The sequence below is a fragment of the Microcystis sp. M061S2 genome, from assembly GCF_020245605.1.
Classification (GTDB): domain Bacteria; phylum Cyanobacteriota; class Cyanobacteriia; order Cyanobacteriales; family Microcystaceae; genus Microcystis.
Genome location: NZ_JADBUP010000096.1, coordinates 1 through 13,407, shown reverse-complemented (window position 1 = coordinate 13,407; position 13,407 = coordinate 1). Strand labels below are relative to the sequence as shown.

At 45.6% G+C, this 13,407-nt stretch carries 11 protein-coding genes; 6 read left to right on the top strand and 5 right to left on the bottom strand.

The window, feature by feature from the left end; genetic code table 11:
* Positions 1–80: 80 nt before the first annotated feature.
* The gene (locus IM475_RS16485) at positions 81–908 is read right to left on the bottom strand and encodes a hypothetical protein (RefSeq protein ID WP_287728317.1); all 828 of its coding nucleotides are present in this window, start codon (positions 906–908) and stop codon (positions 81–83) included.
* Between the two features lie 322 nt (positions 909–1,230).
* A complete protein-coding gene (locus IM475_RS16480; protein ID WP_287728314.1) occupies positions 1,231–1,605 on the bottom strand; it encodes a putative quinol monooxygenase in 375 nt (124 codons plus the stop codon).
* A 522-nt stretch (positions 1,606–2,127) separates the two neighbouring features.
* On the opposite strand from IM475_RS16480, the gene IM475_RS16475 reads away from it, so the two are divergent.
* Both IM475_RS16475 and murJ read left to right on the top strand, forming a co-directional pair.
* Positions 2,128–2,664 (top strand): hypothetical protein, encoded by a 537-nt coding sequence (locus IM475_RS16475; protein ID WP_287728313.1) that lies wholly within the window; start codon positions 2,128–2,130, stop codon positions 2,662–2,664.
* Positions 2,609–4,336: a murein biosynthesis integral membrane protein MurJ gene (gene murJ / locus IM475_RS16470; RefSeq protein ID WP_287728312.1), complete on the top strand. Its 1,728-nt coding sequence runs from the start codon at positions 2,609–2,611 to the stop codon at positions 4,334–4,336. The genes IM475_RS16475 and murJ overlap by 56 nt, the downstream gene beginning before the upstream one ends.
* 41 nt (positions 4,337–4,377) lie before the next feature.
* Here murJ and IM475_RS16465 read toward each other — a convergent pair whose 3' ends face one another.
* Genes IM475_RS16465 through IM475_RS16455 form a run of 3 tightly spaced genes read right to left on the bottom strand, consistent with a single transcriptional unit; the run spans position 4,378 to position 8,281 of the window.
* Positions 4,378–5,028, bottom strand: a complete 651-nt coding sequence (locus IM475_RS16465; protein WP_287728311.1) for a hypothetical protein — start codon at positions 5,026–5,028, stop codon at positions 4,378–4,380.
* 41 nt (positions 5,029–5,069) lie between these two features.
* On the bottom strand, positions 5,070–6,350 hold the full coding sequence (hisS, locus tag IM475_RS16460; RefSeq protein ID WP_287728309.1) for a histidine--tRNA ligase: 1,281 nt from the start codon (positions 6,348–6,350) through the stop codon (positions 5,070–5,072).
* Positions 6,351–6,370: 20 nt separating this feature from the next.
* Positions 6,371–8,281 (bottom strand): heavy metal translocating P-type ATPase, encoded by a 1,911-nt coding sequence (locus tag IM475_RS16455; RefSeq protein ID WP_287728306.1) that lies wholly within the window; start codon positions 8,279–8,281, stop codon positions 6,371–6,373.
* A gap of 524 nt (positions 8,282–8,805) precedes the next feature.
* Between IM475_RS16455 and IM475_RS16450 the strand changes: the two genes are divergently transcribed.
* The 4 genes from IM475_RS16450 (at position 8,806) to IM475_RS16435 (ending at position 13,144) form a co-directional block, all read left to right on the top strand.
* The gene (locus tag IM475_RS16450; protein ID WP_008198193.1) at positions 8,806–9,012 is read left to right on the top strand and encodes a type II toxin-antitoxin system HicB family antitoxin; all 207 of its coding nucleotides are present in this window, start codon (positions 8,806–8,808) and stop codon (positions 9,010–9,012) included.
* 2 nt (positions 9,013–9,014) lie between these two features.
* Positions 9,015–9,242, top strand: a complete 228-nt coding sequence (locus IM475_RS16445; RefSeq protein WP_104398028.1) for a type II toxin-antitoxin system HicA family toxin — start codon at positions 9,015–9,017, stop codon at positions 9,240–9,242.
* Positions 9,243–9,358: 116 nt separating this feature from the next.
* The gene (locus tag IM475_RS16440) at positions 9,359–12,601 is read left to right on the top strand and encodes a CHAT domain-containing protein (protein ID WP_287728305.1); all 3,243 of its coding nucleotides are present in this window, start codon (positions 9,359–9,361) and stop codon (positions 12,599–12,601) included.
* A 3-nt stretch (positions 12,602–12,604) separates the two neighbouring features.
* Positions 12,605–13,144 (top strand): hypothetical protein, encoded by a 540-nt coding sequence (locus IM475_RS16435; RefSeq protein ID WP_287728303.1) that lies wholly within the window; start codon positions 12,605–12,607, stop codon positions 13,142–13,144.
* Positions 13,145–13,407: the final 263 nt, after the last annotated feature.

The following is a 13,407-nucleotide window of genomic DNA, read 5'->3' as shown; positions in this document are numbered from 1 at the left end:
CCATAGTTTTCCGTCAAAATTCGATTTTGTCTCTTAAAACCCTGATTAATCGGTTTTTAGAGCTAATTTTGACTCTTGGTCTAATCTGCCTGTCTTCCTTGCTGTGACTGACTTACAAATTTTTGGAGATGTCTATTGAAGCCACTGCCCGTAGGGGTGAAAGTAAGAGAACCGTAGTCGAAGTTATTGCAGATGGTTCCGAAAATAGTGGCATGGACTCGCTCAGGTGGACAGATATCTGCGGCCCCGTAGCCGTTCTTTCCGCGAGTCCCCAGGTGGGAATAGGTGTTGCCATCCCAATCCCCGTTACCGAACCAGGTTGTGTTGGCTGGACCTTCTTTCAGCATACAGCGCAGACCTTTGCCTCTGCGCCCACCTGTCAAATCAGTTACCTGATATTGATTGAAATGGCTACCGCAGGTTTTGGGACGGGGTAGGGGGTTGTAGTTAACGGAGGAAGCCAAACGCCACTCCTCATTCCAAGCCCCAGTCACCCGAATCACTCCTGGTCTGACCGTTCGGATCTCGAGATTACCCGGATAGTTGAAGTTAGCATCCTCCCCGTTACCGTGAATGTCGGACGCGAACCCGACCAACATTCTGCCTCGGTCAATCGCCTGTCCCAGATGGCGGTAGGTAGCCCCTTCCCAGGTTCCTTCCCCGTACCAGGACAGACGGGGAATGCTTGAGCCTTGCTGTCCTTTACTGAATTTGACACAACGAATCCCAGTTCCCCGTCGGTTATCTAGCGAACGAACTATATATGTTTCTAAGTGGGGACCACAATTGAAGCGAGTAGCAGTAGTCAGAAGGATCGGCTCTATTGGAATTTGAGCGAGGCTGGGCAAAGTTGCCACCAACAGGGACATACCGCCTAATAGGATAGTCTTGACAGAACGTAGATTCATAATTTTTTCCTGAAATTGGGAAGCCGTGTTTACTTGCTAATTTCAGAATATTCGGAGTCTCAGGGTGATGTCAGTCCCAAAATAAGTGGAAATTGACGATTTCAATCGTTTCTACTTTCAGTAATAAAATGGAGGAACGTGGAAATTCGCTACCATTTATCTCCTCTTCTCCCGCTTTTTCTCGTATGGTCGATATGTACTGAAAGTTTAATTGTCCCTCAATCCTTCTAATAGTTGGGCGCAAGACAAACTCGCCGGAGAAAGAAGTAATCCGGTGCGTTTCGAGACGGGAATAGGGCATCCGTTTTCTGTCAGTTCGGGGTTAGGCTTCGCTGGTGCGGCGAATACCTTCGTCGAGAACGAAAAACTGAGGGTTAAGAGAAGCCAATTGCTCCCGCAGCTTTTCGATTTCGGAAGCGGGAGCGTGAACTTCTAGGCGAATAATCTTGGCGATTTTGAGAAGTTCGTCTAGCAGTTCCCCGACGTTTTGTAGGTGGGCAAGAACTGCGGAAGCATCGACGTAACCCTCGCGGCAATGAACAATATTACCGCTAAACGAGAAAGCATAATGGATACAGCCCTCTTCGGTGCGGGTTCTCTCAATGAACTTGGGGCTTAGTTCCTTGAACGCAGCAATTTTTCCTTCTTGTACTTCAAAGTAGGGTACTAGAGTACAGCAAGTATCGATTTTGAACATCAGATTCTCCTTTTAGGTGTTGCGGAGGGATATCCCGCGTTTGTGGTACAGAAAAGGTTATCTCAGGGGTTGTCCAGACCGTGCGCTCCTACAGAATAATGCCCTGCTGTAGGAGCGCACGGCTTTCTTAGAAAATATAACAGACTTCAGGTCGGTTTTAAGAACTTGGGCAACAAATCCCGTTATCATAGGCTGATGAGCAAGTGTGGCGACCAAGCACTAATAAAATCATCTCTTATAAATCGGATTTGGTATCTTGATTGACTGGTAACTGCTGAATGGCGACTATTCCCGCTTTGAGAGACTTAGCTAAAAAGTAAACCCCTTTCAACCAATTACTTCGCCAATTCAAAACTATACCTATCAATCGTTTCCCTTTTTTTAGTTTCTTCTCTTTTTGTTAAGAAATATCTGAATAATGGATAGCTTATTAAGGGAGGTGTCTGAAAATTTTTAACACCTACCTAGTTATAAAGTATAAAATAATCTCATAAAAAGCCTCCAGAAAATGTAAAATCAACCATGAAAACAATTATTTTGATTTCTAGTCTATCTTTAACAATGGTAGTCGGTGCTCCATGGGCAAAACCGAATATAGTTTTGGCTCAAACTTGTAATTACTTTGCCGGAACTGCTGTGACGGGAAAAAGCGTTAACATCGATTTATGTTCGATTGTTCCGGCTAGTTCGCGTAGTGTTGACTTTGTTTATTATTTAGGAAATCAACGACTGGTTAGCCAAGCTAATTGTGATAACGGAACTTGGACGACTTTTCCCGAAAGACAAATTCATCGTCCCCGCTCTCAAGCGACTCAAACAATGCTAGAGGTGGTGTGTAGTTACAGATTCGATAGTTCTCAATCTACATCAAGAATCGCTGCGGCAACAGTGTTTTCTCCACCATCAAATGTGAGAACGTCCCCCAATGGCAATATCATCTGTTCAGTCAGAGAACGTAGAACCATCAATATTTATGGTTCGGTTGGCCCTTGGTATTATACGGATGTCTGTGGGGAAATGGGTGTTATACACTCCAGTCAAATTAAATTTGACAACTAGAGATCGCGTTTCTGCGGGAACACAGAAACGGGTAGAATCAATCAATGCAGTTGTTTTCTTTCGAGGTGTCATCATTACTAAGAAAGCTACCCGTTCCTTAGCCGGTATTGCCGGAATTGTCGCCGTTGCCACCTTAATCAGTAAGGTTTTTGGTTTAGTCCGCGAACAGGTAATCGCCGCTGCCTACGGTGTCGGGCCAGTGGTGAACGCCTACGCTTTTGCCTACGTTATCCCCGGTTTTCTGTTAATTCTCCTCGGTGGTATTAACGGCCCTTTTCACAGCGCTTTGGTCAGTGTTTTGGCCAAAAGGGATAAATCCGAGTCCGCGCCGATTGTCGAGACTATTACCACCCTAGTCAGCGCGATTTTATTAACTGTCACCGTCTTTTTAATCGTTTTTGCCAATATTTTTATCGATGTTCTCGCTCCCGGTTTAGATGCCGCCACCCGTGCCATGGCCATTCAACAACTGCAAATTATGGCCCCCATGGCGGTTTTAGCCGGTTTAATCGGCATCGGTTTCGGTACTCTCAATGCGGCGGATCAATACTGGCTACCGAGTCTCAGTCCGCTTTTTTCCAGTTTGGCGGTGATTATTGGGGTGGGTTTGCTGGCCTGGTCACTTGGCGATCGCATTGATAATCCGCAATACATTCAACTGGGGGGTTTTGTCCTCGCCGGCGGTACTCTCATCGGGGCGATCTGGCAATGGTTAGCACAAGTGGGCGCACAAGTCAAGGCAGGTTTAGGAAAATTAACATTTCGTTGGGATTGGCGGATACCGGGGGTGTCGGAGGTGTTGCGGGTGATGATTCCGGCGACCTTATCTTCAGGAATGTTGCATATTAACGTTTATACTGACCTCTTTTTCGCTTCTTTTATCGAAAATGCCGCCGCTTCCATGCGTTACGCCAGTTTTATCGTTCTCACGCCCTTGGGCATCATGTCCAACATGATTCTCGTGCCGTTTATGCCGATATTTTCTCGACTGACGGAACCGGAAAATTGGGGAGAATTGAAGCAAAGAATCCGTCAGGGTTTATTATTGACGGCTTTAACCATGTTACCCTTCACCGCTATCTTTATCGCCCTCGCTTTCCCTGTAGTGCGAGTTATCTATCAACGGGGTGCTTTTAATCTGGCTGCCTCGGAACAGGTGGTTCCCGTATTAATGGCCTACGGTTTCGGGATGTTTTTCTATCTCGGCCGGGATGTTTTAGTACGAGTGTTCTATGCTTTGGGTGATGGCGAAACTCCTTTTAAGGTGAGTATGGTGAATATTTTTCTTAATGGTGTGCTGGATTTCCTCTTGTATAAACCTTTTGGTACTCCGGGGATTGTTTTAGCAACCGTGGGGGTTAATATCTTTTCTATGGGCATTTTTACGGTGATTTTAAATCGTCGTTTAGGGGGTTTACCCTTGGGAGAATGGGGTTTATCCTTATTGGGATTAACGGTAATTACAATGCTTTCTGGTGTTGGTAGTTGGGGTGCTAGTTGGGGTTGGGAAAAGGTTTTCGGTGCTGGTAATATTTTCTTACAATTGTTACAGTTGGGTTTTGCCTCGACCGTAGCGGTGGGTTTATTTCTCCTCGGTGCGATGTTATTGAAGTTACCTGAATTAGACCTATTAATTTCGCGAATTCGTCAGAAGTTCTTGAAAAAATCTTAGGTTTAAGTTCCAGCCTCACCTCATCATTACATACTATCAGGTTATTTATTTTTAGGAATTGGGGGCAGTTGCGGTGATTTTCGGCGAGAATTAGAACCAGATATTTTCGGGGGTAGGGGTGCAGAACTGCGATTAGATAAACTTTGAAGGCTCTTTTTCATATTAGCAGGTTCCGGCAGTTCTAGAGTTACCCCTTCTCTAGCGGTCATTGTTTCCTCTGGTAGGCATAAATCAAAAACAAAGGCGGAATTATTGGTTAAATCGGCCAATTCTAATTTTACCATCTCCAGAGAGGATTCTCGTGCTAAGAAAGGTTCAATTTCGGTCTTAATTAACTGTTCTAATTGAGCCAGATAATTGATCTTAACAGGAGTAACAATTAAAGTTAACATTTCTTGCCAACCTTGCCCCCCTAATTCGGCCAGAATATCCCCATAACAGCGAATATTCCAGCTACCTATTCCTAAATCTCGATAGGAAAAAATTTCCAGCCAACCCCCGGCATCTGATCGATAATAATGGGTATATCGTTCGCTACTTTCGGGAGATTCGTAATCGATACGCACTTCAATATGAGCAAAAGGAGAATCCAGACGGGCCAAAAGACGATAGTTTCCCGAGACAATTTCTAGGGAATTAGTAGAAATTGTGCGTCCGTGATTTTCCCCTTGTTTTTGCAGTATAAATTCCATAATCTTAGCCTAGGCCTAATGTTTGGCCATGACGCTAAAACCTAGTATTTGTGCCGGGAGATTTGCGCTTTTAATTCCCCTGCTTGTGTCAGTAAATCCGCTTGGGTTAGACTAATTTGTTCTTGGGTGGCCATCCATTTCAGTTGTACCGTGCCATTTTCAGCCTCAGCATCCCCCAAAATTATACAGCCCACGGCCTTAGCTCGATCGGCCCGTTTAAATTGTTTTCCGAAAGCGCTGCCGCTTAAGTCTAACTCGACGCTAAACCCCAATCCGCGTAATTGTTGCGCTAACACCACACTGCGGGCCTCAGCTTTTTCTCCTTTGGAGACAAGATAAAAATCGGGAACCAAAAAAGATAAAGATTGCTTTTGTTGTAATAATATAATCAGACGTTCTAAACCGATTGCCCAACCCACTGCTGGTGTGTCTGGTCCGCCTAATTGAGCTATTAAACCATCATAACGACCACCACCGCAAACCGTGGCTTGAGCGCCTAAATCATCGGACTGAATTTCAAAGGCCGTATGGGTGTAATAGTCCAATCCTCGCACTAAACAGGGATTAAGATTATAGATAACTCCCAAATCGGTTAGTAAAGATTGCACCCGTTCAAAATGCTTTTGAGAATCACTGCCGATATGCTCAAGAATACTGGGGGCATTCTTACAGATAATCTTGGTTTTCTCGTCCTTACTATCCAAAATTCGCAGGGGATTTTTTTCTAATCTCTGTTGAGAATCCGCGTCTAAATCAGCTTTGTAGGGAGTCAAATAATCTAGTAGGGCCTGACGATAATTTTGCCTATCTTGGGCATTTCCCAGGGAATTAAGGTCTAATTTTAGGTTTTCTAGCCCCACAGCTTTTAATATCTCGCTGGCAAGGGTAATTACTTCCACATCCGCCCTAGGATCATCAGTTCCCAACAATTCGACCCCAATTTGATGAAACTGTCGCTGCCTACCCGCTTGCGGACGTTCATAACGAAACATCGGCCCCTTATACCAGAGTCTTTGTACTCCTCCGGCGGCCTGTAATTTGTGTTCAATATAGGCGCGAACGACCCCAGCCGTTCCCTCTGGTCGCAAAGTCAGGGAACGTTGACCGCGATCTAGGAAAGTGTACATTTCTTTACCCACCACGTCCGTCGCTTCCCCGATACCCCGTTCAAAAAGTTGCGTCTGTTCAAAAATGGGAGTTCGTATCTCTTGATACAGCGCAGTCCCTAAAATTCTGCTGGCAGTTTCCTCTAACCACTGCCAGTAACCGACCTCCGCCGGTAAAATATCTTTTGTGCCTCGGATTGCCTGGATTTCGCCCATAGTTCTCTGTATTTTTATCCCTATTTGAACAATCTTAAACCGCTTAGAGTCACTAATACCGTCGATCCTTCATGACCGATGACACCAAGAGGTAAAGTTATATCACCGGCAAAATTGGCTATTAGCAATATGCCGATAAACGCGAGGGCGAAAGTGATATTCTGTTTAACGATGCGATTGGCACGACGACCGAGGTTAATTGCGCTGGGAATTTTGGCTAAATTATCGGACATAAGGATAATATCGGCCGTTTCCAAGGCCACATCACTACCAGCTTTTCCCATGGCAATCCCCACATTAGCCATAGCTAAAGCGGGCGCGTCATTAATGCCATCCCCCACCATAGCGACAGTGTGATATTTTTCTTGCAGATTTTTGATCACGCTTAACTTATCTTCGGGCAGTAAATCAGCGTAAACCTCCTCAATACCGAGTTTTTCAGCAACTTGATCGGCACTTTGTTGATTATCACCCGTAATTAAAACGATATGTTCGATACCGATCTTTTTTAGCTGCTTCACCAGATTAACTGCCGATTCCCGCAGGCTATCGGCAACAGCGATCGCCCCGATTATCTGATTCTCTTGTACTACCCAGACGAGGGTTCTGCCTTCTTTTTGTAAACGTTCGCGCATAGCTAAAATATTCTGGTCAAGATCAGTAATATGGTCACGAATATAGGCAAAATTGCCCACAGATACCGACTTATCGGCAATTTTTCCCGTGATACCCCGTCCCGATACCGCTTGCACCTGATTAGCACTGAAGAAATTTATACCACGCTCCCTGGCTGTGGCGGTAATAGCGGATCCGATGGGATGTTCCGAACAGGATTCTAGGGATGCAGCCACCGCTAACACCTCATTTTCGCTGACTGCATGGATAGGGATAATTTCCACCACTTGCAACTTACCAAGGGTGAGAGTGCCGGTTTTATCAAAAGCGATCGCTCGTATGCGGCCGATCATCTCCAATCTTGCGCCATTTTTGAATAAAATCCCCTGTTTTGCCCCGTTAGCGATACCCGATAACAAAGCTGGCATAATTGAGGCCATTAAAGCACAGGGAGAAGCCACCACGAGAAAAATTAAGGCCCGATAGATAGTGGTTTCCCAGGTCCAACCCCAGAAAAAAGGCGGTAAAATCCCGAAAATTAAGCCCAAAATCACGATAATTTTCGCATAACCCCGCTCGAAACCTTCGATAAACTCTTGGGAGGGAGGGGATTCATTTTGTGCTTTTTCTACCAAACGAATCACCCTCTCAATTAAGCGACTTTCGGGGGGAGTTTCCACCTTTAAACGTAGCACTCCCGCACCGTTGAGAGTTCCCGCAAAGACTTCTTCCCCGATGGTTTTATCCACGGGAAGCGATTCTCCGGTAATTGGCGCTTGATTGATGGGACTGTTTCCCTCCATAATAATGCCGTCAATGGGGATTAATTCACCCGGTTTGACCAAAACTGTGTCACCTATCCGTAATTGCTTGATAGGAACCTCTTTTTCCCTATCTCCCGTGATTAATCTAGCAGTATCGGGAGTCATCGCCATGAGAGAACGAATATTGCGATCGGTTTTTGCCATGGCAATCTGTTCTAATGCGCCACTAATGGCGAAAATCAGGATTAAAACGGCTCCATCGATGATGAGATAGTAATTACTATCCCAGAGTCCCAAAATCGCCGCCCCCAGGGCCGCTACAATCATTAACAGGTCCACATCTAGTTCTTTTTCCTCCCATAAAGTCGTCAATCCTGCTTGGGTACTCTCGTATCCTCCCACCACATATGCGATCGCTAGTAGGATAAAAGCCGGGCCGATCAGATTAAGGTGTAGGCATAACCAACCAAAAAAGACTAAAATAGCGCAAATTCCTGCGGCAACTGCCGAGGAATACTCAGACAACCAAGAGGACGAGATACTCTGAATCATGGATTGATGGCAATTACTTTTCTCCCCATTCTAGAAAAAATTAGATCGATGCAGAAAACCCCTATGTGGTATTCACCGGTGCGAAGGCTCTCTTAGGTTTGCTGGTTAAAATGTATTCTAAGATACAGTCCTGCTGGCGAGGGAGTGGAAGGAACCACAGAGGCACAAAGGACACAAAGATCGATCACTACATTCAGTTAAACTGATCAGACAAAGAAGAGTGGAAGGAACCACAGAGGCACAAAGGACACAAAGATCGATCACTACATTCAGTTAAACTGATCAGACAAAGAAGAAGAGAGCCGTGCGAGTTAGGAGGAAGCGGAAAATTGGCTACTAGAGGACGAATTTGAACCGGTAGAGGGACGACTTTCGGCAGTAGAGATATAATTTCCTTATCTTCCTTTCCGCTTTTCTTCAAAACCCTGATTCTGTATGCTGTTTAGCAAGAATTAGCGATCGCCGCTTAACCAACTCAGACCCTAATAGGTAAAATATAACCTGGGAGATTATAGTGAGAAGTTATGAAGTTGACTGTAACACTTGACCGTGACGAGGATGGGGTTTGGGTTGTAGAATGCCCCAGTATTCCGGGTTGTGTCAGCCAAGGTCAAACGAGAGCAGAAGCTCTAGAAAATATCAGAGATGCGATTATCGCTTGCCTTGAAGTTCGTGCAGAACGTGGACTACCGCTCACGATTGAAACTTGTCAAGTAGAGGTAATGGCCTAATCATGTCCTCTGCTCTTCCTGTTCTCAGCGGACGTGAAGTAGTCCGAATATTTGAAACCTTTGGCTGGCAAGTTGCGCGTCAAAGTGCAAGCCATATCATTATGGTTAAGGAGGGTGAACAGGTAACACTCTCTGTTCCTGATCATCGTGAAGTGGCTAAAGGTACGCTTCGTAGTCTTATTCGTACTGCTGGAATTACTTTACAAGAATTTGTTTCTGGCATGAGATGAACAAACAAGTCGAGGAAGCGGAAAATTGGCTATTAGAGGACGAATTTGAACTGGTAGAGGGACGACTTTCGGCAGTAGAGATATAATTTCCTTATCCTCCTTTCCCCCTTTCTTCGATGCTATCCTTACTAAAAAAGCTCTGGAATTGGCTAAAATCGCTCTTTATTGCCAGTCCAAAGGCAATTAACCCCAAAGAAGTCAAAAATACTCCTCCAGAACCCAGCGATGGGGAATATGAAGGGATATTGATGGGGTTATTCGAGCAGGTGGCAGCGGGAACCACTACCGACGGGTTACGGGGATGGCTATACAGTCGCCATTGTGACGATAAAAAGCTGGCGCGGTGGTTAGAGGTCAAAAGCGAGGAATGGCTACGGTATCCAGAAGATTATCAAACTTTAGGGCGGAATCTGGCGGCTTTAGGCAAGGTGATGACGGGAAATCTGGGGGAAGTGTCCCAACGGATTAGCCTCCAGTTACGCGACGCGGTGAGGGATGTTTCCGGTGTGGAGGGGGAAAATCTAGGCTCAAAGGAGACGGATTTAACGGAAGTGGTTCAGGATGCCGAATTCTGGTTTGAGCAAGGATACCAGAAAGCAATCAATGGGGATTTTATCGGCGCGATCGCATCCTGGGATCGAGCTTTAGAAATTAAACCCGATTACTATTATGCTTGGAACAACCGAGGGAATGCGTTAGTTAATTTAGGCAGATTAGAAGAAGCGATCGCATCCTACGATCGAGCTTTAGAATTTAAACCCGATTTCCATGAAGCTTGGAACAACCGAGGGATTGCGTTAAGGAATTTAGGCAGATTTGAACAAGCGATCGCATCCTACGATCGAGCTTTAGAATTTAAACCCGATTTCCATGAAGCTTGGAACAACCGAGGGATTGCGTTAGGTAATTTAGGCAGATTAGAAGAAGCGATCGCATCCTACGATCAAGCTTTAGAAATTAAACCCGATAAGCATGAAGCTTGGAACTACCGAGGGTTTGCGTTAGATAATTTAGGCAGATTTGAACAAGCGATCGCATCTTACGATCGAGCTTTAGAAATTAAACCCGATTACCATCTAGCTTGGGACAACCGAGGGATTGCGTTAGGTAATTTAGGCAGATTTGAACAAGCGATCGCATCCTGGGATCGAGCTTTAGAAATTCAACCCGATTACCACTATGCTTGGAACAACCGAGGGGTTGCGTTAGAGAATTTAGGCAGATTGGCAGAAGCGATCGCATCCTGGGATCGAGCTTTAGAAATTAAACCCGATGACCATGTAGCTTGGTACAACCGAGGGATTGCGTTATATAATTTAGCCAGATTTGAAGAAGTGATCGCATCCTACGATCGAGCTTTAGAAATTAAACCCGATTACCATGAAGCTTGGGACAACCGAGGGATTGCGTTAGGTAATTTAGGCAGATTGGCAGAAGCGATCGCATCCTATGATCGAGCTTTAGAAATTAAACCCGATGACCATGATGCTTGGAACAACCGAGGGATTGCGTTAACTGATTTAGCCAGATTTGAAGAAGCGATCGCATCCTACGATCGCGCTTTAGAATTTAAACCCGATAAGCATGAAGCTTGGTACGGCCGAGGGTGGGCCGTTTGTTCTCTGAGTAAAAATCGCATTTCTACTCCTAGTCTAGAAGCTCTCATTTACCGTAAACCGATAGTAGCCCTTAATGACCGAGAACCCCATATTTTCGCCCTCCGGGAGGCACTTCCCCACCTTATTCAAGGATCGCCTCCGTGGGGGCAAATTTATCGCTATCTAGGGGAAGCTTATCTGGAACATTCCCAGTATAAAGAGAAAGCTAGTCCCTATTGGCGCGAAGCAATCGGACATTATCAAATCGCTTTACCGATTCTCAGCGAAAAAGACTTCCCCGAAGATCATTTAGAAATTCTGCAAGGATTGATCCGCGCTCATCTTTCCCTACAGGAAATCCCTGAAGCGCGATTCTATCAACAACAGGGGCGCCACCTTTTTACCCGACTACGCGCCCAGAAACGGGATAAACCGGCTTTTGAGGCAAAATTCAGCAGTTTTAGTCACCTAGAAATCGATTTACTGATCGAGGAAAATCATCCCCTAGACGCAATTGAACAGGCAGAATTTTATAAAAATCGTTGTTTGACTTGGATTCTCGATAATTGGCAAGAAAACCCCACCAGTCCCGATTATGCCACCATCCAAAGCCTGACAGGTCCGAATAAGGCGATTATTTACTGGTATCTCAGCGAGGACAATCTCACCACCTTTATTATCACCCCAGAGGCTGATCCCGTCATTGTCGAGCCAGAACAACGCCGTCAACTGGCGCGACAGTTTCGGACTTGGTTAACTGAATGGGATAAACAATACCTTGACTATGCCAGTAAAAAAGAAACCGAGAATAAACAAAATCACCCCTGGAGATTGTCACTTAACAGCCGTTTTGCCCAATTAAAGCGGATTTTACAGATCGATAAAATTCTCGAACCTTTGCCGGTTTCCGTTGATTCCCTGATTCTTATCCCCCACCGGGATCTGCACCGCTTCCCCCTACATACCCTCTTCCCCGAAAAATACACCGCCACCTATCTCCCCTCTGCTCAGGTCGGTTTGCGTCCCCAGTCCGGCGATTCCTCCTATTCTCCCCTCCTCAGCGTCGAAGACCCCAAAACGGAACAAAAACCCATGGATTTCGCCCAACTGGAATCAGCGATTATTAGCCATATCCTGCAACCGAGCCAGAGAATTAGCCCAGAAAACGCCTCACGGGAAAACGTCCGCAACGCCCTCGAAAATGCCCATAAAACCTTTCATTTCACTGGTCACGGCTTTTATGACTCTTTTCGTCCCCAGGAGTCTGCGATCGCCCTTAGCGATGGTTTATTAACTGTCCGGGATATCAACAAGCTCAACCTCTCTAGTTACCGTCTCGTCTGTCTGGCTGCCTGTGAAACCGCTCTCACCGGCAAGGATGGCATTACTACCGAATACGTCGGCCTCGTCAGTGCTTTCTTGGCAGCCGGTGCGACTAATGTGGTCAGTACCCTCTGGCCGGTGAAGGAGATTTCTAGCGCTTGGTTTATGGTTAACTTCTATCAAAGATTATTAGCGGGTGAATCCCCGGCCCTAGCTCTGAAAAATACACAAAATTGGTTAAAAAATATCACTTGGCAGCAACTAGCTAACTGGATCGAGCAACTTGGACAACTTCCCGACCTAATGGAATGGGTCGATCGACTGGAGGCGCGGGCGGCGAATATTTTAAAGGAAGGCAGTACAATAGGGCTAGATCAGCTAACAGAATACAGTGATCCTTACTATTGGGCAGCCTATACCCTGACTGGACAGGACTAACTTATGGAAATCCCCAAAGCAATTATCGATCTTGAAGCGCTGCTAATCGCCCTCGCACAGCAGACTGAACCCTTGCCAGAATATCTACAGCGATCGCTCAAAGAAATTGAACGATTATTAAGGGAAGAACAACCCCAGGCAGCAACACAATTGCGGCAACTTGTCAAGGATTTTCCCCCCCTAGAAAAAGCTTATAAAAAAGCGATCGAAGAGTTAGACGCAGCCTATGCTAACCAAGAACGCACCAAAAGTTTAAGCGTCACTTTTCCCGATAGTTTAGATTTCGAGTCCCTATTTATTAATGATGTTATTCCTAGCCAAGATTGGGTAAAAACTGCCCAAAAATTAGCCCGATCCCCCCTTGATCACGAGGGTGCTGATTCCCCTCGATTTTGGGATAAAGCCGATCGCCTGATGGTGGTAACGGTGGGAGGTGCGGCCCTAGGGGGATCGATTGCGGGAGTTTATGGCGCGGTTATTGGTGCGATATTAGCGGCCGGCTGCGGATGGTATATTACTTTTAGGAAAGCAAAATCAGCATAAATTTTTGATGAAGATTGTTAACTTTGAAAACGTTCTTTTGTTAATCGGAACCTTGGTCATTACCGCAAGCGTGGCACTGGTTACAAAAAAACAGCCAAGACGGGGAAACAATAAATCTTATCTAACGTCAGTTCGGGATAAGGGAGGAAAGAAAAGGCGGGGGCTAGTAAGCTGAAAAATATATAAACTCAGCACCCCCAACCCATCTATGTCTAGTCTAGAAGCTCTTTTCTGTCATGTCGACGACTTCTGCCGTGTATTTG